Raw genomic sequence first — 23,204 nt, forward strand, 5'->3', positions numbered from 1 at the left:
AGACCGAAGATCCGCGATAGCTCAGTCGGTAGAGCAAATGACTGTTAATCATTGGGTCCCTGGTTCGAGTCCAGGTCGCGGAGCCAACTTCCTATCGGGGTATAGCGCAGTCCGGTAGCGCGCTTGCTTTGGGAGCAAGATGTCGGGAGTTCGAATCCCCCTACCCCGACCATTTTTGGGTCGTTAGCTCAGTTGGTAGAGCAGTTGGCTTTTAACCAATTGGTCGTAGGTTCGAATCCTACACGACCCACCATAGTCAACGACGAAGCCCGCCAAGTGCGGGCTTCGTCGTTTCTGCGTTTCAGATTTCCACCTGGGTGCCCAGTTCGATCACCCGGTTCAGGGGCAGGTTGAAAAAGCGCAGGCTGCTGTTGGCGTTCTTCAGCATGAAAGCGAACAACACCTCGCGCCAGCGCGCCATGCCGATGCGGCGTGTCGATACCACCGTTTCCCGGCTGAGGAAGTAAGTGGTGTGCATCGGTTCGAAGCTCAGCCCCTCGACATGGCACTGGCTCAGGGCTTCCGGCACGTCGGGGCGCTCGATGAAGCCGAAGTGCAGCACTACCCGGTAGAAATCCTCGCCATGTTCCTGCACCTCCACGCGCTTGCTCAGGGCTACGCGCGGGGTGTCTTCGCTGACCACGGTGAGCAGCACCACTTTCTCGTGCAGTACCTGGTTGTGCAGCAGGTTATGCAGCAGCGCGTGCGGCACGGTATCGCTGCGCGCAGTGAGGAATACTGCCGTGCCTTTGACCCGATGCGGTGGCTGGCGGCTGATGCTGTCGCTGAATACGCTCAACGGCAGGGCATTCTCGCCCAGGCGCTCGAAGACAATTTCCTTGCCGCGCTTCCAGGTGGTCATCAGCAGGAACAGGACGATGCCGGCGACCAGCGGAAAGGCGCCACCCGCCAGAACCTTGGGCAGATTGGCGATGAAGAACAGGCTGTCGACCAGCAGGAAACCGCCCAGAATCGGCACGGACAGCCACTTGGGCAGGTTCCACAACAGCAGCATTACAGCTGCCGCCAGCAGGGTGGTGATCAGCATGGTGCCTGTCACGGCCACGCCGTAGGCTGAGGCGAGGGCGCTGGAGGAACCGAAGCCCAGTACCAGCAGCACGACGCCGATCATCAGCATCCAATTCACCGTGCCGATGTAGATCTGCCCCTGCTCGGTATCCGACGTGTGCTGGATGAACATGCGCGGGATGTAACCCAGCTGGATGGCCTGTTGGGTTAGCGAGAACGCTCCGGAGATCACGGCCTGGGAGGCGATTACCGTGGCCAGGGTGGATAGCGCGACCATCGGCAGCAACGCCCAGCCCGGTGTCAGCAGGAAGAACGGGTTGTGGGCGGCAGCCGGGTTGGCGAGGATCAAGGCGCCCTGACCCAGGTAATTCAGCAGCAAACCGGGGAGTACCAGAAAGAACCAGGCGCGGGCGATTGGCTTGCGGCCAAAGTGGCCCATGTCGGCATACAGCGCTTCGGCACCGGTTAGGGCCAGAACCACTGCGCCGAGAATAGCCACGCCAATGCCCGGGTGAGCGATGAAGAAGTGGATGCACCAGTAAGGGTTCAGCGCCTTGAGCACTTCCGGATACTGGCTGATGCCGTGGATGCCCAGCAGCGCGAGCACGCTGAACCACAGCAGCATGACCGGCCCGAACAGGATACCGAGGCGTGCCGTACCGTGTTTCTGAATCAGGAACAGGCTGACCAGGATAACCAGGGCCAGCGGAACGACCCAGTTTTCAATGCCATCGAAGGCGATTTGCAGGCCCTCGACGGCGGACAGCACCGAGATCGCCGGGGTGATCATGCTGTCGCCGAAGAACAGCGCTGCGCCGAATAAGCCGATCAGCAACAGTACCTTGCGCAGACGTGGATGGTTGCGTGCGGCGCGTTGCGCTAGCGAGGTCAGGGCCATGACGCCGCCTTCGCCGTCGTTGTCCGCGCGCAGAATGAACAGCACGTACTTGACCGATACCACCCAGATCAGTGACCAGATGATCAGCGAGAGAATTCCCAGCACGCCTTCGTGGTTGGGCGCCACGCCATAGTTAAAAACTTCTTTCAGGGTGTAGAGCGGGCTGGTGCCGATGTCGCCGTAGACCACCCCGGTTGCGGCTACCAGTAAGGCCAGGGCCGAGGGTTTGGCGGCAGAGGTGTTGCTTGGGTGCATCTGCGATGCTCCGGTCGAGGCGGTTTAGTGGGGTGACGTATCAGGCTGGGGCCGAAAGCAGGGTTTGGCCGAGGGGCGGTCGTTGCACGATCATGGTGTCGTCATGCTGTATGCCTCGTGAGGGCAGGTGTCGCCGAGCAGGATGCTCGTGATCGAGTGGGGCGTCCGTGCCCCAGTATAGACAGCTTCAGTGCAGCTTGAGACGCGGCTCGGTGCTGCGGCCGATGCGGTCGCTGAGCATCAGTAGCAGGGTGCGTGGCACGCCGTATAGCGCCATCTGGTGCATGCGGTAGAGCGACACGTAGAACACCCGCGCCAACCAGCCTTCGAGCATTACGCTGCCGGTCAGATTGCCCATCAAGTTGCCGACTGCGGAAAAGCTCGATAGCGAGATCAGCGAGCCATAGTCGCGATAACGGTACTCCGGCAGCGGCTGACCGGTGATCTTCAGGCGCAGTGATTTGGCCAGCAGGGATGCCTGCTGATGCGCGGCTTGCGCGCGTGGCGGCACGTTACGTCCATCGCTACCCGGCTGCGGGCAGGCTGCGCAGTCGCCGAAGGCGAAGATGTCGTCGTCCAGCGTCGTCTGCAGGGTCGGGCGCACCTGCAACTGGTTGATGCGGTTGCTCTCCAGCCCGTCCAGATCCTTGAGAAAACCGGGGGCGCGGATACCGGCGGCCCAGACCTTCAGGCTGGCCGGGATGAAGTTGCCGTCAGCCGTCTTCAGGCCGTCGGCGGTCACTTCACTGACGGCCGCGCCGGTCAACACGGTGACGCCGAGCTTCTCCAGGGTCTGGTGCACCGGGCGGGCGATGCGCTCGGGCAGTGCTGGCAGCACGCGTGGGCCTGCCTCGATCAGGGTGATGCGCATGTCTTCGGGGCGAATGCGGTTCAGGCCATAGGCCGCCAGTTGCTGCGCCGCGTGATGCAGTTCGGCGGCCAGCTCGACGCCAGTGGCGCCTGCCCCGACGATGGCGATGTCGATCTGGGTGCCGGCTTCGCTTTCATTGGCGTGCGCACGCAGGTAGTGGCTGAGCATGCGCCGGTGGAAGCGCTCGGCCTGCTCACGGGTATCGAGGAAAATGCAGTGCTCGGCAGCGCCCAGCGTACCGAAATCATTGGTGGTACTGCCGACCGCGATCACTAGGCTGTCGTAGGCGATACGGCGTTCGGGCATCAGTACCTGGCCGTCGTCGTCCAGGGTGGGCGCGAGGGTGATGCACTTGCTGGCGCGGTCGAGACCGGACATGCGGCCGAGCTGGAATTCGAAATGATTCCACTTGGCTTGGGCCACGTAGTTCAGTTCGTCTTCCGAGGAGTTCAGCGAGCCGGCGGCCACTTCGTGCAGCAGGGGCTTCCAGATGTGGGTGAGGTTGGCGTCGACCAGGATGACCCGGGCTGCGCCGCTCTTGCCCAGTTTTCTACCCAGACGGGTGGCCAGCTCCAAACCGCCGGCGCCGCCGCCGACAATCACGATGCGATGGGACATGGATGATGCTCACAAGGCTTTGAAAAAGGCGGTGTGAGTGCGAAAGGGCGAGCGCGAGGCAGCTCATAGCACCAGTCGACTCAGAAAGCGGCTCAGCAGGCCAAGGCCGACGACCACGACCAGGACGACCACCAGCAGGCGCCAAACGCGAAAGGGCTGGCGCTCGACCTGATGTTGCGGCGCACTCAGGTACTGGTCGACTTTCTGCTGGTCTTCGGGGCTCAGGCGGCTGGTCATCGGTAGGCCTCTGCTTGATTGCAACTATTCTAGGCCTGCCCGCCAGCCTTGGCGAGCTTGCCTGGCTCGTGGGTCAGGTATCCAATGGCTCTACCTGCACGGTATCGTCCAGACGAATGATGCCGCCCTGGATTACCCGCGCGGTGATTCCGCCGTGTCCGCGCATGGCCTGGAAGGTGCCAGGGCCGAGGCGCTCCTCGAGGCGGGCGCAGGGTTGGCACCAGCCGGTGGTTTCCAGAATGGCCTGGCCGATGCGAAAACGTCGGCCCTTGAGGCTGAACAGGTTGATTCCGGCTATCACGATATTGCGCCTCAGCTCGCTGGGCTGCATCGGCATATCGCGGCCAAGCAGGGCGGCAACCACTGCCAGGTGTTCCCACTGAATCAACGTGACCTGGCGTGCATTGCGTGGGCCGGGGCGACTGTGATCGCCGGTCAGCCCAGCCTCGCGGCGCGCTTCCACTGCTTCTACTTCGAGCATGGCTTCGCGCGCTTTCGGGCGTACACCCATCCAGCGAACACGGCCGACCTGTGGTACTTCGGCAAGCAATTCCTGTAATGGGCTCATAGGCCGATACCAACGTCGAACAGCAAGCTGCGACCCAGGTTATGGCGCAGGAAGTCCGGTGCATCCGGGTGGGCGAACAGCACGCGGGCGAAGCGTGGCCCGACCAGTGACAACGAACGCCAGCCCTGACGTAGGTACTCGGTGGGCGGTGGGAAATGGCTGTTGCAGTCCAGCACGGCGCGCTTGAGGCTGACGAACGCGATCAGATCGAGTTCCCTCACGTCGATGCCGCGCTCGCGATAGTTATGGGCCTTCTTGCGCAGGGTCGGCCCAAGGCGTGCCTGCATCTCGCTGGCAGGGATGCGCTTGGGACGGGCTTCGCGCCTGACCAACTGGCTTAGGGAAAAGGCGCTGCGGCGACGCTCCAGCTCGGCGCGCCACTCGTCGTTTAGGCGACGCCCCTCATCGAGCACGAAGAACACCTCGAAGTTGGCATCGCGAAACAGCACGTCTGGCGGCTCCTGCCCACTGGCGGTGAAATCGTCGGTGTGATGGCGCACGTTCAATGCCTGCAGCAGGCGCTGACAGACCCAGCGCTCGCGCTCCCATTTCTTCGCGTTGGAGAGAAAGGCGTTGGCCTGTTCGGCTTGATGCGTGAGTAGACGCAGATAATCGGAATCGTCCATGTCCAAAGCTTAGCCGCAGCGCAGGCTGGCTTGCTAGCGCTTGCCGATTGGCGAGCTGGGCAATCGCACATTAAGGCTCGAGCATGAGCATCTGTGTGAGGGCAATGGTCATTCCTGCCTGGGGGGATGGGAGCCTGGGCAATGCGCTCGCCGATTGCCCAGGCTCGGCAAGTGCCGGTGTAGACTGCTCGGCATGATTGCGATGAACGAAAGAGAGGATGCCTACGCATGATCGCTTCCAACCTGCTGGCATTCGGCACCTTGCTCGCTGGCTGGCTGATCTACGGACTGGCGTTGCTATGGGCGGTGATGCGAGCGCCGTGGTTGGAGCTGTTCAGTGATCTGCGCCGCCAGCACCTGTTGTTCGGCACAATGCTGGCGTTGTTTCTGCTCTGGTTGGTGCGCCGCGATTTCGACTCGGGGCTGTCCTATCACTTTATTGGCATGACGGCAGTCACCCTGCTGCTGGACTGGCCGCTGGCGGTGCTGGCAGGGCTTGCAGCGCAGCTCGGTCTACTGGCCATCGGCCGCCTGGATCTGGCTGCGCTCGGGGTCAACGGCGTGCTGCTGGTGCTGATCCCGGTACTGGTGACCGAAGTGTGTGCGCTCCGCGTAGAGCGCGCGCAGCCACGCAATCTGTTCGTCTACATCTTCTGTTGTGGTTTCTTCCCGGCCGCACTGGCGACCCTGCTGACCTTGCTGGGTGGCCTTGGGCTGCTCTGGCTGGATGGGCTATTCCCCATGCCGCCCTGGTTGGACGACTTCGCCGGTTATCTCTGGCTGGTGATGTTCCCCGAGGCCTTCATCAACGGCATGGTGGTGACTGCCCTGGTGGTGTTCTACCCGGACTGGCTGGAGACCTTCAACCGCAGCCGTTACCTGCAGGCCCCCTGGAAAGAGGGTGACCGCGACGAGTGAATGGGCCCGTATCGGCCTGCTGAATGGCGCTGCGAGACTTGATCCGGATCAAGTCCAGGCCGCGAGCAGGCGGCAAGCTGAGGCAAACACGGAGGGCAACAGCATGAGCGTTCATCAATGGGCCAAAGCCGCGGTGCAGGCTGACTTGCACAGCGCCGAAGCACAGGGTTTCGATTCACTGATGGCAATGCGTGCATTGCTCGCTGAGGTGGTCGAGCACAACAGGCGGCTGCGAGAGCCGCAGGAACTGGCGCACGAGCTGCAGTTTCTCGCCGACAACCTCGACGATGATCGCGACTACGCCTTTATGCGTCCATAGCCGGGTAGGGTGCGCCATGCGCACCAAATCTGACTCCGGCTGATTTGTGTAGAGGCTGTTCCTGTGGTCGGCATCAACATCCCGCTCAGGTAAGGGCTCTAATCAATGCGGCCGCGTCGGCAGATCACCGCTGAACAACTCGTCTTCGAGGTCATTCCCGGGAATGGCATGCTCTTCGGCGGCCCAGGCACCGAGGTCGATCAGCTTGCAGCGTTCGCAACAGAAGGGGCGGTAGGTGCTTTCCACCTTCCACTCGACAGGCGCGCCACAGGTTGGGCATTGGACGATAGTGGTCATGACTGGCCTCCGCGCAGAGTTAGATAGAAGTTGTGCAGGCGTTCGACCTCCGCATCCAGCCAGGCCAGATCGCGGTCGTTGACCAACACATCGTGCGCATGACGCAAGCGTTCTTCGCGGCTGGCCTGAGCCTGCATGATGGCGCGCACCTGCTCTTCGGAACTCTGGTCGCGACTGATGGTGCGCTGTACCTGCAGTTCGGCAGGTGTATCCACGACCAGCACGCGTTGCGTCATGCGGTGCTGGCCGGACTCGACCAGCAAGGGCGAAACGAGAATGGCGTAGGGCGACTCGGCGCGAGCCAGAACCTGAGCGATCTCCTGGCCGATCAACGGATGCAGCAGACTCTCCAGCCAGCGGCGCTGCTCGGGGTCGGCAAAGATCAGCTTGCGCAGTGCAGTGCGGTCGAGTTGACCATCCGCCTGCAGTACGCCATCGCCGAAGTGTTCGACGATCTTGGCCAGTGCCGGTCGTCCAGGTTCGACGACCCAGCGGGCGGCGTGATCGGCATCCACGACATGCACACCGCGCTCGATAAAGCCTTGCGCCACCGCGCTCTTGCCGCTGCCAATGCCGCCAGTTAGGCCGAGTATCCAGGGTTTCATAACGCCAATGCGGCCTCGTTATTGCTCAAGGCCGCGATTGTAGGGGGGATTTGATGGTGATGCGACCAGTCCTCCGATCAGCAGCCATCCTCCGCGATCACATCAAGCCGTGTAGGAGCTGCGCCCCGCAGCGAATTGCAGACGGCGGCCCGGCACAAAACTCAAGAGCTTCGCCCCGAGTCGGGGCTCCTACAGAAGGAGAGTTAGCCGTGGCGCGGCTAACTCAAAAACCAGCGAACTTCAGATAGTTACCGGTAATCACGTCGCCCCATAGCAGAGCGATCCACCCGGCAATCGCCAGATAAGGCCCAAAGGGAATGGGCGTGCTCGAATCGCTACCGCGCAGGCGCAGGAGAACCACTCCAAGCACCGCTCCGACCAGCGATGAAAGCAAAATGGTCAGCGGCAGAATCTGCCAGCCACCCCAGGCGCCAAGCATGGCCAGCAGCTTGAAGTCCCCATAGCCCATGCCTTCCTTGCCGGTGATCAACTTGAACAGCCAGTACACCGACCACAGGCTCAGGTACCCGGCAATCGCCCCCCACAGAGCGTCTTCCAGGCTGGTAAACAGCCCGAAGTAGTTGACGATCAAGCCCAGCCACAACAGCGGCAAAGCCAGTACGTCCGGCAGAATCTGGTGATCGGCATCGATCAGACTCATCGCCAGCAACCCCCAGGCCAACACCAGCATCGCGCCAGTCTGCCAGGTAAAGCCGAAATGCCAGGCGACATAACCGGAAAGCAGCCCGCAGGCCAGTTCGACGATGGGGTAGCGTTTGCTGATCGGCGTTTTGCAGTTCGAGCATTTACCGCGAAGGAATAGATAGCTGATGACTGGGATATTTTCCCAAGGGCGAATCTCGTGGTTGCAACCGGGGCAGCTAGAGTTAGGGAGTATCAGATTAAAGGTTTCTGATTGTGAGGCAGGAGGAAGCTCAAGTACCTCGCGTGCTTGGGTTTGCCAGTCGCGCTGGAGCATTTTCGGTAGGCGGTAGATCACGACGTTTAGGAAGCTGCCGACCAATAGTCCTAGCAGCAGTACGCAGCAAATAAAGGCCAGCGCATGGCTGGCCAGAAAGTCGATCAAATACATGAGTGTTAACCGCCGACCACATTCCCTAGTTGGAAGATAGGCAGGTACATGGCAATCACCAGGCCACCAACCACGACGCCCAGTACGGCCATGATCATCGGTTCCATCAGGCTGCTGAGATTGTCGACCATGTGATCAACCTCGTCTTCATAAAAGGTGGCGACCTTAGCCAGCATTTCATCCAGGGCGCCTGACTCTTCGCCGATTGCGGTCATCTGCACGGCCATGGTCGGGAACACATTGGTCGAGCGCATGGAGAAGTTGAGTTGAGTACCGCTGGAAACGTCGTTCTTGATCTGGCCCACCGCATTGCGGAATTTCACGTTCCCGGTCGCCCCAGCCACCGAGTCCAGTGCGTCGACCAGTGGCACGCCAGCGGCGAAAGTGGTCGACAGCGTACGTGCAAAACGGGCCACCGAGGACTTGTACAGAATATCGCCAACGATTGGCACCTTGAGCAACAGGCGATCCTTGCTGTCACGGAATTTTTCGGAACGCAGGTTGGCCTCTTTCAGCACGTAGCCGAGGGCAAAGATACCGAGCAGTGCAAACATCCACCATTCGCGCAGCACCTCTGAAAGGCCAACAACCATCTGTGTGAACGCCGGCAGCTCGGCGCCAAAGCCGGAAAATACGCTCTCAAAGGCCGGTACCACCTTGATCAACAGTATCGCCGAGACGACGATTGCCACGACTACCACTGCGGTCGGGTAGGTCAGCGCCTTCTTGATCTTGGCCTTAAGTGCTTCGGTCTTTTCCTTGTAGGTCGCCACTCGGTCGAGCAGGGTTTCCAGGGCGCCGGACTGCTCCCCGGAATCGACCAGGTTGCAGTACAGGTCGTCGAAGTATTTGGGTTGTTTGCGCAGGGCCGAGGCGAAGCTGTTACCCGCGGCTACCTCCTGCTTGAGATCCTCCACCAGCTTACGCATATTGGGGTTATCGAAACCCTCTGCGATGATGTCAAAGCTCTGCAGTAGCGGTACACCGGCTTTCATCATAGTCGCCATCTGGCGTGTAAATAGGGCAATATCAAGAGGCTTGATTTTCTTGCCTTTGCCCAATGAAAAGCTGGATTTGGGACGTACCTTGGTCGGGTTAATGCCTTGTTTGCGCAGTTGCGCTTTTATCAGCGCTGGGTTTTGCCCGCTGAGCTCCCCTTTCACCTTACCGCCCTTGCGGTCGGTGCCTTCCCAGACGAAAGTGCTGGTTTTCAGAGCTTTTGTCGCCATGGGTTAGTCCTTGGTCACGCGGTTGATTTCCTCCAGGCTGGTCACGCCTTGCATGGCTTTGAGCAGACCGGAGGCACGCAAATCATTAAAGCCATCTTTGCGCATTTGTGCTGCGATATCGATGGAGTTGCCTTCCTCCATGATAATCCGTTGTAGGTTGGGCGTGTTTTTAACTACTTCATAAATCCCGACGCGGCCCTTGTAGCCATTTTTGCAGTTTTCGCAGCCTACCGGGCCGTAGAGCTTGAAAGTGCCGATCTTGTCTTCAGGGAAACCTTCGACCAATTGGGTTTCACGTGGTACGTCCACTTCCTTCTTGCAGTGGCTGCAAAGTTTGCGGGCCAGGCGCTGGGCGATGATCAGGTTGACCGAAGTGGCGATGTTGAAGGATGGCACTCCCATATTGCGCAGGCGCGTAAGGGTTTCCGCGGCACTGTTGGTGTGCAGTGTGGACATCACCATGTGGCCGGTCTGCGCCGCCTTTACTGCAATAGAGGCAGTATCCAGGTCACGAATCTCTCCGACCATGATGATATCCGGATCCTGGCGCAGAAAGGCGCGTAGGGCTGCGGTAAAGTCCATTCCTTGCTTGGGGTTTACGTTGACCTGGTTGATGCCTTCCAGGTTTATTTCCACCGGGTCTTCGGCGGTGGAGATATTCACGTCGGGGGTGTTGAGGATATTAAGGCCTGTATAGAGCGAAACCGTCTTGCCGGAACCGGTAGGGCCGGTCACAAGGATCATGCCTTGTGGCTGCTTAAGAGCGGCCATATACAGCTCTTTCTGGCTTTCCTCATAGCCAAGGGCATCGATACCCATCTGTGCGCTGGTGGGGTCGAGAATTCGCATCACGATTTTTTCGCCCCATAGGGTGGGTAGGGTATTGACCCGAAAGTCGATAGCCTTGTTCTTGGAAATCTTCATCTTGATCCGTCCATCCTGCGGTTTGCGCCGCTCGGAGATGTCCAGCGCAGCCATCACCTTGAGGCGGGCGGCAATCCGGGGGGCCAACTGTATAGGCGGACGGGCTGTCTCATGCAGGATTCCGTCGGTACGAAATCGCACTCGGTAGGCTTTTTCATAGGGTTCAAAGTGCAGGTCAGACGAGCCCAGGCGGATAGCGTCCAGTAGCATCTTGTTAACGAAGCGTACGACCGGGGCGTCGTCTGCGTCGTTGCCACCCGCAGTGTCGGCCTTGTCATCATCGACGGCTTCTACGTCCAAACCGTCCAAGTCGACATCAGCAAGATCCTCCATGCCGCTGCCGGTTGAATCGAAGAACTTCTCGATCGCATCGCCAAGCTTGTCGTCTTCTACCAACACTGCTTCGGTGTTCAGGCCTGTACTGAACTGAATATCGGTAACGGATTGGTGGTTGGTCGGGTCGGATACGCCGATAAATAGCTTGTTGCCACGGCGCCAGAGTGGCAATGCGCGGTGTTGCCTGATTAGCTTTTCGCTTATCAGATCCCTGGGCTGGCCTTCCTTATCGATAGCCGACAAGTCGATAAAAGCTACACCAAATTGCTCAGAAGCCAGTTCTGCCAAGTCGCGACTCTTGACCAGTTTGTTTTGTACCAGATAGGTCACTAATGGAACCTGGTTACGTTTTGCCTGTGTCTGAGCTTGCTGGGCACTCTTCTCATCCAGCAACTGCGCCGCGACGATCTGTCTGGCTAGGCCGGAAAGGGAAACCGCATCGTTCATGATGTACCTCTTACGCGAATGCCTGCCTTATAGCGCACACAGCAGTTGCTGCCAAACGCTTGTCGTGAGAGTGACAAAAAAAGTCAATTTGTGTCGTGTAATGGGGTGTGACGGAGTGAGATGGTGTTCGTTAGCAGTATATTGTATAGGGCTACTGGAGTTGGCACGCGATCTGCATTTTCGTGGGCAGGGCGTAGAGCCTGCTATTAACTAGGAGATAATCAATGAAAGCTCAAATGCAAAAGGGTTTTACTCTGATCGAACTGATGATCGTGGTTGCGATTATCGGTATTCTGGCTGCTATCGCGCTGCCGGCTTATCAGAACTATGTTACAAAATCGGCCGATAATGCTTGTTTGAGTGAAGCAGCAGCATGGACCAAGTCTGCCGTTGCTGCTTTGACAACTGATATGACTGCACCTGCTTGGGCGGCTAAGTCTTGTGATGATGGCGCGGCGCCGACTGCTGCATTGACTGGTACCTTCACCACTGGCAGTACTAAAGGTACAGGCGCTGCTGTTGTTACTTGTACCTTTGATACTGCAACCTGCGAGATTTAAAAGCTGTTTATTGGTTGTAATGATTTATAAGTGGTTATTTATCATTAATCCCCGAGAGCTCGGGGATTAATGTTTTCTGGGTCGGTATCTATCCGTTTTCTTTATTCTGTATATGAGCTATGCAGCTTTTAAGGTTCAACAGGATCATCATTATGAAATCGAAAGGTTTTACTCTGATTGAACTGATGATTGTGATCGCTGTAATTGGTATCCTGGCTGCCATCGCGCTGCCTGCCTATCAAGATTACACTCGTGCCTCTGCCGACAAGGCCTGCCTGATGGAGGCCAAGGCTTATGCCAGTAATGCATTGGCGCAACTGAGTATCGAACAGGTGCCTGCTACTCCGGCGGGTACGTTAGCCTGTCAGTCGTACACTGGCGCCAATGCGGCCCTTACTGCTACTGGCTCGTTCACCGCCGTTCCGCGCGCACCGGGCACTGCGTCTGTCACCTGTGATCTAGCCACTGGTGGTACCTGTACTCAGTAAACTGCTGCTTAAAAGGCGTTTGGGGAAAAACTTCCCGATTTTGGCAAAAGTGGAAGTGATTGGCTGCGGTTGGTGGGAGCGCTTTTTACAGGGCCAACCGCATCGACAAATCCACTGCCTTCACATCCTTGGTCAGCGTCCCCAGCGAGATGTAATCCACACCAGTCTCAGCTATCACGCGCAAGGTGCTGTCATTGATCCCCCCCGAAGCTTCTAGCTTGGCGCGGCCGGCGGTAAGTTTCACGGCTTCGCGCATATCTTCCAGTGACAGTTCGTCGAGCATAACGATATCGGCTCCCGCTTCCAGCGCTTCGCGGAGTTCTTCCAAGCTCTCTACTTCGACTTCCACCGGCTTGCCCGGGGCTATCTGGTGGGCGGCGCTGATGGCCTGGGCGATGCCGCCGCAGGCGGCGATATGGTTTTCCTTTATAAGGAAGGCGTCGAACAGGCCGATGCGGTGGTTATGGCAACCGCCGCAGGTCACGGCATATTTCTGCGCCAGACGCAGGCCGGGCAGGGTCTTGCGGGTGTCCAGCAGCTTTACCTGAGTGCCTTCGACCAGGTCGGCATACTGGCGGCAGCGGGTGGCGACGGCAGAAAGCGTCTGCAGGAAGTTCAGTGCGCTGCGCTCGCCGCTGAGCAGGGCGCGAGCCGGGCCTTCAAGGGTGAACAGGGTTTGGTCGGCGTGAACTCGGTCGCCGTCCTGCACCTGCCAATGCACCGCGACGCGTGGGTCGAGCTGACGAAATACTGCGTCCACCCAGGCCGTGCCGCAAATCACAGCGTCTTCGCGGGTGATCACGCGGGCGCTGGCCAGGCGCTCGGCCGGGATCAGCTGGGCGGTGATGTCGCCGCTGCCGATGTCTTCGGCCAGGGCGCGGCGGACATTGGCTTCGATTTCGCTGCTGAGGTCGGCGAGATTCAGGTTGGGCATGGTCGGCTCCGGGGTAGGCGAGGGGCGATTATAGAGGTAGCCGACCATTGGTGCAGCGCGCTTGCGCATAGGGCGGTAGGCTTGGGATGGATCACGCTGGCCTTGGGGCGAGTGACCGTCAGGAGGTGGCGTGATGCTATCTGTGATCTGGGTCATGTCTGTGGGAAAAATTGGCTTGGTATGGCGCGCAGCCTCCCTATAATGCCTTTACTTTTTTCATTATTGACGCCAGGCCTTTGACGTTACGGACGACGCTCGGTTGACGCTGTGCAGACCAGGAGGCCCGAGTTCGGGCAGTCTGCGGGAGACTAGAATGAAGACCGACGCGAATGTGGTGCACCTGAACAAGGCCGCCACAGAGCAATCGCCAACTTCGCCGGTAGGAAGACTGCCCGTGGCGCTGATCCAGGTGCGTGACAAAGCTGCGCAACAGCTCAAGCAGAGTCTGCAGAGTCTGTTCGACAATGCCGACGATACTCTCTTCGAGATGGCGGATCGGGCGACCAGCAATGCCGAGCAGAATGCTTTCTTCGAGGCGATGCGCGACCTGCGTCTGAAGCGCAAGAGCATCGAGCGCGGCTTCCTGCAGAAGGTGTTCGAGGCCTTCTCCAATCTCAATCAATATGAAATCGGCAAACCGCAGCCAGCGCTGGATGCAGTATCGTTCGATAGTCTGAGCCTGGTGCAAAACGACGAACTGGAAGAAACCGTGGCGCTGGATGCCATGGTCGCCAAGGTGATGAGCCGCGACGCGGTAGCGCTGGGTCACCTCACCACTCGCCTCAATGCGGTGATCAGCAAGAAGCTCGATGACAAGAGCAACCCACTTGGCCCGACCCTGCTCAGCGAGTACTTCCTCGATGCATGCAGCAGTCTGGGGGTGGAGATCAAGGTCAAGCTGATCATCCTCAAGCTGTTCGAGAAATACGTTCTGGGCGGTTGCGACAACCTGTATGCCGAGGCCAACCAGGCGCTGGTCAGCGCTGGTGTATTGCCTGAGCTGAAATCTGCTCCGCCTCGCCGTCAACAGCGCTCCGCAACGTCCTCTCATGTTCAGGCCTCCGCCGAGGAGGGCATTCCGCTGCTGGAGGGCGCGGATCAGGGCGTGCAGGAAGTATTCGGTGCTCTGCAGGATCTCCTCTCGCAAGTACGCGGTACCGCGATGCCACGTCGTACGCAGATGGCCGATGCGCTGCCGATCACCAGCAATGACCTGATGCGTCTGCTCTCGCATATGCAGCAGCGGGCCCCGGCACAGGTCAGCGTCGAGGATTTCGATCTGCGTGAGCAACTCGAGCGGTTGCTCGAACGTGCCAGTGCCAAGAGCGGCAAGGCACGTGTGGTCGGTGAAGTCGACGAGGATGTGATCAATCTGGTGTCGATGCTCTTCGAGTTCATTCTCGACGACCGCACGTTGCCGGATTCGCTCAAGGCGCTGATCGGCCGTCTGCAGATTCCCATGCTCAAGGTCGCGGTGCTGGATAAGACGTTCTTCAGTCGCGGTAGCCACCCAGCTCGCCGCCTGCTCAACGAAATCGCTTCCGCCGCGCTGGGCTGGGTCGATCAGGACGACGCGCAGCGCGACAGCCTTTATCAGAAGATCGAGCAGGTGGTTCAACGCCTGCTGAATGATTTCGTCGACGATCCAGCTATTTTCTCCGAGTTGCTGGCTGAGTTCATGGCCTTTACCGGTGACGAGCGCCGCCGCAGCGAGTTGCTGGAGCAGCGTACCCGTGATGCCGAGGAAGGCAGCGCCAAGGCCGAGCTGGCCAGGCGTCAGGTGGAGCAGGCGCTGAACGAGCGTCTGTTGGGCAAGACCCTGCCCGAGGTGGTGGTTCGCCTGCTGCAGGAAGCCTGGAGCAAGGTGTTGATGCTCACTTGCCTCAAGCATGGCGTGGATTCGCCTGAGTGGCAGGCAGCGCTGCAGACCATGGACGATCTGGTCTGGAGCGTGGCGCCGCATGAAGAGCCCGAAGCGCGTCTGCGTTTGCTGGAACTGGTTCCTGGGTTGCTCAAGGCGCTACGTGAAGGCATGGCCAGCGCTGCGTTCGACCCGTTCTCCACCAGTGAATTCTTCAGCCAGTTGGAAGCGCTGCATGTGCAGGCCTTCCAGCGCTTCAAGCGTGCCGCTCCCGAGTCTGATTCGGTGCCTGCCGAAGCAGAAGAGGTCGTGCAGACGGATGTGAACGAGTCGGGCATCGAACTGCCGCTGCTGGAGCTGCCGGTGGCCGAAGAGGTCGATGACGCACCAGCGATGGTCGAGGTCGTCGAGGAAATCATCCTGTTGGCTCCGGGCCAGACCCGCCCGCAAGAGCCGGATATAGCTGCGCCGGATGATGACGAAGCACTGCAGCAGGTGGATAGTCTGCGGGTGGGCAGTTGGGTCGAGTTTCAGGAAGATGAAGAGCACAAGCTGCGTTGCAAGCTGGCGGCGATCATCAAACCTACCGGCAAGTTCGTGTTCGTCAATCGCACCGGCATGAAAGTGCTGGAGAAGACTCGCAATGCGCTGGCCGTGGAGTTTCGGCGTAACTCCATCCGTTTGCTCGATGATGCGTTGTTGTTCGATCGGGCGCTGGAGTCGGTGATTGGTAATCTGCGCAAGCTGAAGAACGCCTGATTCTTCAGCACGCGCTGCGTTGATAGGGTGGCTTCGCGGTGCGCATGGCGCGTCCTACGAGAAGCTGTTGAACCGGCAGGAATATTCTTCACACGGTTGCTTTGCCTTCGCGCCCTCTCAATGGTGATATTGCTCGTGGCTGCACATCCTGTTGCGGCCTCGCGCTTGGCCGTTGTAGCCAGCTGCTCTAGAGTGGGGGCTCGTTCAGGAGCATTCCATGCAGCTCGACCCTTCCACTGGCTGGTTTCAGGGCGTCAGCCACTGCCCTTCACCGAATTTCAATGCCCGCCCAGATGGCGAAATCTCGTTGTTGGTGGTGCATAACATCAGCCTTCCGCCAGGGCAGTTCGGCACTGGCAAGGTGCAGGCTTTCTTCCAGAATCGTCTGCCGTTGCACGAGCATCCCTTCTTTGCCGAAATCGCCTCCCTGCAGGTCTCTGCGCACTTCTTCATCGAACGTGATGGCGCGCTGACTCAGTTCGTCTCCTGTCTCGATCGAGCCTGGCATGCTGGCGTGTCCTGTTTCGATGGGCGTGACAACTGCAACGATTTTTCTCTCGGCGTAGAACTGGAAGGCACGGACGATCAGCCCTATACCGATGCACAGTACGCCCGGCTGGCTGAGCTCTCTCGGCAGTTACTGGACGCTTATCCGGCGCTGTCGGCGCAGCGTATCCGTGGCCACAGCGATATCGCGCCGGGCCGCAAGACCGACCCCGGGCCTGCGTTCGACTGGCCGCGTCTGCATGCAGAATTGAAGGAGAGGTAGCGATGAGTTTTCTGGTGATTCTGTTGGTGCTCTGGGTCGAGAAGTTTTCGGCCGGACGCCTACGTATCCAGCAGGACGGTTTCTGGCTCGGCCTGTTGCAACGTGTGCAACAAGGCAGCCTGCAGCAGGCGCCCTGGCTGTGCCTGGCGGTGCTGGTGCTGATGCCCGTGCTGGCATTGGGGCTCGTATTGTTGATTCTCGAACCGCTGGCCTACGGCTGGCTGGCGCTGCCTGTACACCTGCTGGTGCTGATCTACAGCCTGGGGCGAGGTGATGTGTTGGCGGCATTGGGCCCGTTTCGCGATGCCTGGCGTCGTGGCGACGCTCAGGCTGCTTACCACGTGGCCGATCGTGATCTGGGATTGCAGCCCGAAGAGGGTGTGGCGCTGTTGCCGCAGGTTCAGGGGCACCTGCTCTGGCAGGCCTACCAGAGTTTCTTTGCGGTGATCTTCTGGTACCTCCTGCTCGGTCCGATGGCTGCCCTGGCTTATCGCCTGCTGGCACTCAGTGCTGAGCATGCCGAGCAGCCGGCACTGCGCGAGCGCGCCGTGCAGCTGCGCCATGCCTTCGACTGGCTGCCTGCGCGCGTGCTCGCCTCCAGCTTCGCCCTGGTCGGCAATTTCGTCGCCGTCAGCCGCGCCTTGCTGCATGAGTTGCTCAGTTGGGATATCTCGGCGATGCAACTGGTGGCCAAGGCGGGACGAGCTGCCGGGGAAATGCCAGCTCCGGTCATGGGCGAGGAGGGCGTCGAGACACTGGATCAACTGTGGCAGTTGCTGATTCGTGCTGCCGTGGTGTGGTACGCCGGTTATGCGCTGTGGGTGCTGTTTATCTAGAGCTCGCACTCTTCCAGGCAACGTCTCTTTGTAGGGCGGGTACAACCTCCTGTCGCGCACAACGCCAGCGCGTAGGGGGGACTCAGGAGCGCCAGCGAACAGTCCAGCACACATCTAACGGCGTACTGCTTCGCGACGACTGCATGGATGCAGGAGGTAGAGCGACGCAGGATGCCAACGCCGAGTACGCCCTACCGCGCTCTCTGTAGGGCGGGTGCAATCCGCCCTGCGTCCTTCTGTCGCTCCGGTTACGACCTACGCTTACCCGCAGCAAGGTGAGCGACACGGCTGCGCGTGTTTAACCTTAAGTTACAGAGAAGCGTGTCGATAAGGGGTATAAGAGGCCGTAGCCGATCTTGTTTGGCGATTTTTGTCACATTTATTTGCCTGTATTCGCTGCGCCTATTCGCATGCCGCAGGTCGGGACACACAGGACGCCGTCATAAGCCCGTGAGAGGCTTTGCGGCCGTTCAGGCGACACCAATAACAATAATGGCAACTGGAGACGTCTAGTGAAGACCGTGTTGTATCCGGCCATCGCGCTGATGAACCGCCTCAGCTTCGGCATGAAGTTCAGCCTGATCAGCGTTCTATTCTTTCTGCCCATGCTCGTCACCAACTTCTACCTGGTGCGCGACTCCTATCGTCAGTTCGTCGGCACCCAGACTGCCCTGGAAAGCCTCGAGCTGCTCGGCAGCAGCCTCAAGCTGCGTCGCGATCTGGAGAGCCTCAACGATCTGGTGCAGATCAACTCGATGATCGGCCAGTCGGGCGCGGGGGATCTGGAAGGGCGCATCGACCAGTTGGAGGCATCGCTGACCAGCGGTCTGCAAGGTCTCGATCCGGTCACCGACGATGCCGAACAGCGTGCTGAATTCACCGCCAAGCGCGATGAGCTGTTGACCGAACTGAAGGCCGCTGCCGCCGAGACGTCTTTGCAGAGTAAGGCGGTGATCGTCGAGAAGCTGCTCGGCTCTTCCCAGGTGTTCATCAAGCTGGTGGCCAGCCAGGCTGGCCTCAGTCAGGATCCGCAGCGTCAGGTGCGGCAGCTCACCGAGCTGATCACCAATGTCACCCCGCAGATCTCCAATGCGTTGAGCCAGGGCCGCGCCCTCGGCGCCTATTCCCTGGCGCAGGGCTTCCTCAATTCCTCGGCCAGCACCAAGTTCGACGAGCTGTTGCTGCTGCTGGAGAAGCTGCATGCCGAATATGGCCTGAACCTGCAGGAGGCGATGGCTGGCAACGTCGCCGCGCAGAACGGTCTGGGCAGCCTGGCCGAGGCCAGTCGCCAGACGCTCAAGGACAGCGCCGTGCTGTTCGAGGATCAGGTGATCATCGCCGACAGCCTGGATACGCCCTGGACGCAGTTCTACGACCAGGTCAGCCAGGAAATGGCCAAGACTTACGCTTTCAACGATGGCCTGCTGGCATTCCTCGACAGCCAGTTGAGTGAGCGACTGACCGAGAACCGTGCCCAGATGGTGCTGCTGGTGGTGGCGCTGGTGGTGGTGTTCCTGCTGATCGTCTACCTCTACAGCGGTTTCTACGTGTCGACCCGCTCGACCCTGAAGAACCTCGGCCAGGTGATGGACAAGGTGGCGGCCGGTGATATGACGGTCAACTTCCAGGCGCAGAGCCGTGACGAGCTGGGCGAGTTGGGTCAGGTATTCAACCAGACCGTGGTGCGTATCCATGACCTGATCGAGCGCGTTGGGCACACGGTAGGCGAAGTGGGCGGCCAGGCGGATCGTGTCGAGTTGGTCTCCGGCGAGAGTAACCAGGCCGTGGCCAGCCAGCGTGCGCAGATCGAGCAGGTGGCGACGGCGATGAACCAGATGTCTGCCACCGCGCAAGAGGTGGCGCGCAGTGCCGCCGCTGCGGTGGGCAGCGCGCAGAGCGTGAATCAGGAGACGGTCACCGGTCGTGCCCTGGTCGAGGCGCAGGTCGGCGCGATTCAGCGCCTGGCCGGTGAGATCGATCAGTCGGTGGCGGTGATCAATCAGCTGGCCAGCGACAGCGCGGCGATCAGCCAGGTGCTTGACGTGATCAAGGGCATCGCCGAGCAGACCAACCTGCTGGCGCTCAATGCTGCCATCGAGGCCGCGCGTGCGGGCGAGCAGGGCCGAGGCTTCGCGGTGGTGGCCGACGAGGTGCGCAACCTGGCCAAGCGCACGCAGCAGTCCACCGAAGAAATCGAGGCGATGATCGTCAAGCTACAGGGCGGCGTCGGTGCGGCGGTGAAAGCGATGAATGCCAGCCACCAGATGGCCGACGGTACGGTGAGTGAGTCGGCCAAGGTGCAGCTGGCCCTGGAGAACATCCTCGGCGCGGTGGGCATGATCGTCGATCAGAACCAGCAGATCGCGGCGGCTGCCGAGCAGCAGACGGCCGTGGCGCACGATATCGATCAGAACATCGTCGAAATCAACCATGCGGGTGAGCGAACCGCTGTCGGCGCCAGCCAGACCGAGCAGGCCAGCCGCGAGCTGAGCGAGCTGGTTTCGCGTCTCAAGCAGTTGATCAGCGCCTTCCGGGTCTGATTGCTCCGTGGGAGGCGCTTCAGCGGCGATGCTTGCGGCTGAGGCCCCTCCTTCAGGCCCATAGGGTGAGCCGGGCGGCGCTCCGCTTCGGCCTACCACTGGCGGTCAGCGTGGGCTAAAGCCCACCCTACGAGGCTCCGAGCCTAATAGCTAACGCAGACATAGCCAATAAATTCGCTCCTACAGGGCTTTACCGCCGCTCCATCTGGAAAGCTCTACCTCCAGCCGAACAACTCATCCGCATTACGGCTGCTGGCCGCCGCCAGCTCTTCGGCCGTCACACCACGCAGTGTTGCCAGTTCGCGGCAGATGTCCGCCAGGTACTCCGGGCTGTTGCGCTGGTTCGCGCGCATGGCGGGCGCCATGTCCGGGGCGTCGGTTTCAAGCACGATGGTTTCCAGTGGTAGCTGTGCGACCACCTTGCGCAGTCGATTGGCCTGCGGCCAGGTAGCGGCGCCGCCAAGGCCAAGACGAAAGTCCAGCTTGATGTACTCGCGTGCTTCCTCGTAGCTGCCCGCGAAGGCGTGGATGATGCCGCCGCGTGCCAGGCGAAAGCGCTTGAGCGTGGCGATGGTTGCGGCATGGGCGCGGCGCACGTGCAGCAACGCTGGCAGTTCGAACTCGGCGGCCAGTTTTAACTGTGCCTCGAACAAGGCTTGCTGGCGCTGCCGATCCAACTGTTCCAGGTAATAGTCCAGACCGAACTCACCGACGGCGCACAGCTTGTGGTGGCCGGCCAGTTTGCCCAGCCAATTGCGCAGCTCGTCGAGATGCTGCGGGCTATGGTCGTCCAGATAGACCGGATGCAGGCCGAAGGCGGCGTACAGGCCTTCATTTTCCTCGACCAACTGCCATAGCCGCTGCCAGTTGGCCTGGTAGACCCCAAGCACCACCAGACGCTGCACGCCCAGCGCGCGGCTGCGTGCGAGCACTTCGCCGCGATCTGCATCGAAATCGGGGAAGTCGAGGTGGGTGTGGGTATCGATCAGGCGCATCGGTTGGCTCACGAACGGGTGTTCAGAGTCGGCTATTTTCCCCTTTCCTGCCAGCGCGAGGGAGCGTTGGCTAATCTTTTCAGTCGTATGGACATGGACGAGTTTCACTCGGGCGGTGAAATAAGGAGGTCGCTGGGTGCGCCAGGTACGCAAATTGTTGGGCGCGTTGCTCGCCATTTTTCTGCTGTTGGTGGCGGCGCTGATGCTGTTTCTGGTGTTGTTCGACTGGAATCGCGCGCGGCCGTTGATCAACGAGCAGGTTTCTGCGGCCTTGAATCGGCCGTTTGCCATCGAGGGCGACCTGCGTGTGGTCTGGCAGCGTGAGGTGGGCCAGCAGGGCTTGAGTGCCTGGGTGCCCTGGCCACACTTCGCCGCCGAGCAACTGCGCCTGGGCAACCCTGATTGGGCGCAGGGCGATACCTTCGTCAGCCTCGACAGCGTGCGATTCCGTCTGTCTCCGCTGCCGCTTTTGTGGAAAACGGTAAGCATCCCCAGTATCGAGCTCGGTGCGCCGGTTGCCGATTTGCAGCGCCTGGCCGATGGCCGGGCCAACTGGGTGTTCGATCTGGGCAAGGAACAGCCGGACGACACCGCTCAGCCCAGCCCCTGGACGCTGGATATCGGCACCATCGGTTTCGACAAGGGGCAGGTGAAGCTGGATGACAAGGTCAGCAATACCCGTCTGGAGACAGCCATCCAGCCGCTGGGTGAGCCGATCCCGTTCGCCGACATCGTGGGCAAGAGCGCTGCCGAGCGTCTGGCGCAGAGCAATGCCAGCGCCCAGGATTACGCTTTCGCCTGGCAGACCAAGGGCAGCTTCCGTGGCCAGTCGCTGACCGGTAACGGCAAGGTCGGTGGTCTGCTGGCGTTGCACGACGCGTCGCAGCCGTTCCCGCTGCAGGCCGATCTGCGCATTGGCGCGACCCGCATCGTGCTGGCCGGCAGCCTGACCGATCCGCAGAACCTGGGGGCTCTGGATCTGCGCCTGAGACTGTCCGGCGCCAGCTTGGGTCAGCTGTATCCGCTGACTGGCGTGACCTTGCCGGATACCCCGCCGTACAGCACCGATGGTCGCCTACAGGCCGACTTGCACGATGCCGATGGGGCGATCTTTCGCTACCTCGGCTTCAATGGCCAGATCGGTGACAGCGATATTCACGGCGACCTGACGTTCGTGGCCCGCGAGCCGCGGCCGAAGCTGTCCGGCCGCCTGACCTCCAATCAACTGCTGTTCAGTGACCTGGCGCCGCTGATCGGTGCCGACTCCAGCGAGGACAAGCGCGAGCGCGGCGAACGGGACGTGCAGCCGGCGAACAAGGCGCTGCCTGTCTCGGAATTCCGCACCGACCGCTGGCGTGCGATGGACGCCGATGTGCGTTTCGTCGGCAAGCGCATCGTGCACAGCGAGCAGTTGCCGATCACCGATCTGGACACCCATGTGGTGCTCAATGACGGCATGCTGAGCCTGGAACCGCTACGTTTCGGAATGGCCGGTGGTGTGCTCGATTCGCAGATTCGCCTGAATGGCGCCACCACGCCGCTACAGGGACAGATGCGCCTGCGCGCGCGTGACCTCAAGCTCAAGCAGCTGTTTCCCACCTTCGCGCCGATGCAGACCAGCTTCGGTGAGCTCAACGGTGATGCGCGCATCAGCGGTCGTGGCAACTCGGTGGCGGCCTTGCTTGGCGGTGCCGATGGCGAGTTGAAGATGCTGATCAACGATGGTGCCGTCAGCCGTGGGCTGATGGAGATCGCCGGGCTGAACGTCGGCAACTACCTGGTAGGCAGATTGTTTGGCGACGAGGATGTGAAGATTCATTGCGCGGCGGCCGATCTCGGCATCACGCAGGGGTTGATGAGTACGCGGCTGTTCGTGATCGACACCGACAATGCGGTGATCAAGGTCGACGGCAGCGCCAACTTCGCCAGCGAACGGCTGGACTTCACCATCACGCCGTCGACCAAGGGCTTTCGCATCTTCTCCCTGCGCTCGCCGCTGTACGTACGCGGCACGTTCAAGGAGCCTTCGCCTGGCGTGCAGGCCACGCCGCTGGCACTACGCGGTGCCGGCCTGGTGGCGCTGGGTGTAGCGGTGGCACCCGCGGCCGGGTTGTTGGCGCTGATGGCGCCCAGCGCAGGTGACGAGCCCAGCCAATGCGAGCCGCTGCTGCAGAAGATTCAGGGTGGTTAGC

Annotated in this window: 19 protein-coding genes, 3 tRNA genes and 2 pseudogenes; 12 read left to right on the top strand and 12 right to left on the bottom strand. The window is 60.4% G+C overall.

What is annotated here, in order from left to right; genetic code table 11:
- The first annotated feature begins 10 nt into the window (after window positions 1-10).
- The 3 genes from HS968_RS04035 (at window position 11) to HS968_RS04045 (ending at window position 253) form a co-directional block, all read left to right on the top strand.
- Window positions 11-86, top strand: a tRNA-Asn gene (locus tag HS968_RS04035).
- A 9-nt stretch (window positions 87-95) separates the two neighbouring features.
- A tRNA-Pro gene (locus HS968_RS04040) sits at window positions 96-172 on the top strand.
- 5 nt (window positions 173-177) lie between these two features.
- Window positions 178-253, top strand: a tRNA-Lys gene (locus HS968_RS04045).
- Between the two features lie 48 nt (window positions 254-301).
- On the opposite strand, the gene HS968_RS04050 is transcribed toward HS968_RS04045, so the two are convergent.
- From HS968_RS04050 to HS968_RS04070, 5 genes are all read right to left on the bottom strand, one after another.
- The gene (locus tag HS968_RS04050) at window positions 302-2,182 is read right to left on the bottom strand and encodes a potassium transporter Kup (protein WP_182370259.1); all 1,881 of its coding nucleotides are present in this window, start codon (window positions 2,180-2,182) and stop codon (window positions 302-304) included.
- Window positions 2,183-2,369: 187 nt separating this feature from the next.
- A complete protein-coding gene (locus HS968_RS04055) occupies window positions 2,370-3,671 on the bottom strand; it encodes an NAD(P)/FAD-dependent oxidoreductase (protein ID WP_182370261.1) in 1,302 nt (433 codons plus the stop codon).
- A 63-nt stretch (window positions 3,672-3,734) separates the two neighbouring features.
- On the bottom strand, window positions 3,735-3,908 hold the full coding sequence (locus HS968_RS04060; RefSeq protein WP_106737203.1) for a DUF3094 family protein: 174 nt from the start codon (window positions 3,906-3,908) through the stop codon (window positions 3,735-3,737).
- Between the two features lie 73 nt (window positions 3,909-3,981).
- On the bottom strand, window positions 3,982-4,476 hold the full coding sequence (locus tag HS968_RS04065) for an MOSC domain-containing protein (RefSeq protein ID WP_182370263.1): 495 nt from the start codon (window positions 4,474-4,476) through the stop codon (window positions 3,982-3,984).
- The gene (locus HS968_RS04070) at window positions 4,473-5,102 is read right to left on the bottom strand and encodes a DUF1780 domain-containing protein (protein ID WP_179622628.1); all 630 of its coding nucleotides are present in this window, start codon (window positions 5,100-5,102) and stop codon (window positions 4,473-4,475) included. Before HS968_RS04070 ends, HS968_RS04065 begins: the two co-directional genes overlap by 4 nt.
- A 228-nt stretch (window positions 5,103-5,330) precedes the next feature.
- On the opposite strand from HS968_RS04070, the gene HS968_RS04075 reads away from it, so the two are divergent.
- Together HS968_RS04075 and HS968_RS04080 are read left to right on the top strand one after the other, a co-directional pair.
- A complete protein-coding gene (locus HS968_RS04075) occupies window positions 5,331-6,020 on the top strand; it encodes an energy-coupling factor ABC transporter permease (protein WP_119691928.1) in 690 nt (229 codons plus the stop codon).
- Between the two features lie 103 nt (window positions 6,021-6,123).
- The gene (locus HS968_RS04080) at window positions 6,124-6,339 is read left to right on the top strand and encodes a hypothetical protein (RefSeq protein WP_182370265.1); all 216 of its coding nucleotides are present in this window, start codon (window positions 6,124-6,126) and stop codon (window positions 6,337-6,339) included.
- Window positions 6,340-6,441: 102 nt separating this feature from the next.
- On the opposite strand, the gene yacG is transcribed toward HS968_RS04080, so the two are convergent.
- From yacG to pilB, 5 genes are all read right to left on the bottom strand, one after another.
- Complete coding sequence (gene yacG, locus HS968_RS04085) at window positions 6,442-6,636, bottom strand: DNA gyrase inhibitor YacG (RefSeq protein WP_106737198.1); 195 nt, start codon at window positions 6,634-6,636, stop codon at window positions 6,442-6,444.
- The gene (coaE, locus tag HS968_RS04090; protein ID WP_119691926.1) at window positions 6,633-7,241 is read right to left on the bottom strand and encodes a dephospho-CoA kinase; all 609 of its coding nucleotides are present in this window, start codon (window positions 7,239-7,241) and stop codon (window positions 6,633-6,635) included. Before coaE ends, yacG begins: the two co-directional genes overlap by 4 nt.
- Before the next feature lie 223 nt (window positions 7,242-7,464).
- Window positions 7,465-8,334, bottom strand: a complete 870-nt coding sequence (locus HS968_RS04095) for a prepilin peptidase (RefSeq protein WP_182370267.1) — start codon at window positions 8,332-8,334, stop codon at window positions 7,465-7,467.
- A gap of 5 nt (window positions 8,335-8,339) precedes the next feature.
- Window positions 8,340-9,563: a type II secretion system F family protein gene (locus tag HS968_RS04100; RefSeq protein ID WP_182370268.1), complete on the bottom strand. Its 1,224-nt coding sequence runs from the start codon at window positions 9,561-9,563 to the stop codon at window positions 8,340-8,342.
- Window positions 9,564-9,566: 3 nt separating this feature from the next.
- Entirely contained in the window at window positions 9,567-11,270 is a 1,704-nt protein-coding gene (gene pilB / locus HS968_RS04105; protein ID WP_182370270.1) for a type IV-A pilus assembly ATPase PilB, read from the bottom strand.
- Window positions 11,271-11,494: 224 nt separating this feature from the next.
- Between pilB and HS968_RS26595 the strand changes: the two are divergent.
- Together HS968_RS26595 and HS968_RS26300 are read left to right on the top strand one after the other, a co-directional pair.
- Window positions 11,495-11,612: pseudogene (locus tag HS968_RS26595) on the top strand (prepilin-type N-terminal cleavage/methylation domain-containing protein); the annotation flags it as partial.
- Between the two features lie 370 nt (window positions 11,613-11,982).
- A pseudogene (locus HS968_RS26300) lies at window positions 11,983-12,081 on the top strand (pilin); the annotation flags it as partial.
- Between the two features lie 322 nt (window positions 12,082-12,403).
- Here the strand turns inward: HS968_RS26300 and nadC are convergent.
- The gene (gene nadC / locus HS968_RS04120) at window positions 12,404-13,252 is read right to left on the bottom strand and encodes a carboxylating nicotinate-nucleotide diphosphorylase (RefSeq protein WP_182370273.1); all 849 of its coding nucleotides are present in this window, start codon (window positions 13,250-13,252) and stop codon (window positions 12,404-12,406) included.
- A gap of 313 nt (window positions 13,253-13,565) precedes the next feature.
- On the opposite strand from nadC, the gene HS968_RS04125 reads away from it, so the two are divergent.
- The 4 genes from HS968_RS04125 to HS968_RS26600 all read left to right on the top strand — a co-directional run bounded on the left by HS968_RS04125 (window position 13,566) and on the right by HS968_RS26600 (window position 20,017).
- Window positions 13,566-15,872 (top strand): DUF1631 domain-containing protein, encoded by a 2,307-nt coding sequence (locus HS968_RS04125; protein WP_182370274.1) that lies wholly within the window; start codon window positions 13,566-13,568, stop codon window positions 15,870-15,872.
- Between the two features lie 217 nt (window positions 15,873-16,089).
- Complete coding sequence (gene ampD, locus HS968_RS04130) at window positions 16,090-16,641, top strand: 1,6-anhydro-N-acetylmuramyl-L-alanine amidase AmpD (RefSeq protein WP_182370275.1); 552 nt, start codon at window positions 16,090-16,092, stop codon at window positions 16,639-16,641.
- A gap of 2 nt (window positions 16,642-16,643) precedes the next feature.
- The gene (ampE, locus tag HS968_RS04135; protein ID WP_182370276.1) at window positions 16,644-17,477 is read left to right on the top strand and encodes a regulatory signaling modulator protein AmpE; all 834 of its coding nucleotides are present in this window, start codon (window positions 16,644-16,646) and stop codon (window positions 17,475-17,477) included.
- Window positions 17,478-19,312: 1,835 nt separating this feature from the next.
- On the top strand, window positions 19,313-20,017 hold the full coding sequence (locus tag HS968_RS26600) for a methyl-accepting chemotaxis protein (RefSeq protein WP_407681651.1): 705 nt from the start codon (window positions 19,313-19,315) through the stop codon (window positions 20,015-20,017).
- A gap of 215 nt (window positions 20,018-20,232) precedes the next feature.
- Here HS968_RS26600 and HS968_RS04145 read toward each other — a convergent pair whose 3' ends face one another.
- Window positions 20,233-21,012, bottom strand: a complete 780-nt coding sequence (locus tag HS968_RS04145) for a TatD family hydrolase (protein WP_182370277.1) — start codon at window positions 21,010-21,012, stop codon at window positions 20,233-20,235.
- Window positions 21,013-21,148: 136 nt separating this feature from the next.
- On the opposite strand from HS968_RS04145, the gene HS968_RS04150 reads away from it, so the two are divergent.
- Window positions 21,149-23,203: an AsmA family protein gene (locus HS968_RS04150; protein ID WP_182370279.1), complete on the top strand. Its 2,055-nt coding sequence runs from the start codon at window positions 21,149-21,151 to the stop codon at window positions 23,201-23,203.
- Window position 23,204: the final 1 nt, after the last annotated feature.

Origin of the sequence: Pseudomonas berkeleyensis, assembly GCF_014109765.1 — a bacterium.
Lineage (GTDB): Bacteria > Pseudomonadota > Gammaproteobacteria > Pseudomonadales > Pseudomonadaceae > Aquipseudomonas > Aquipseudomonas berkeleyensis.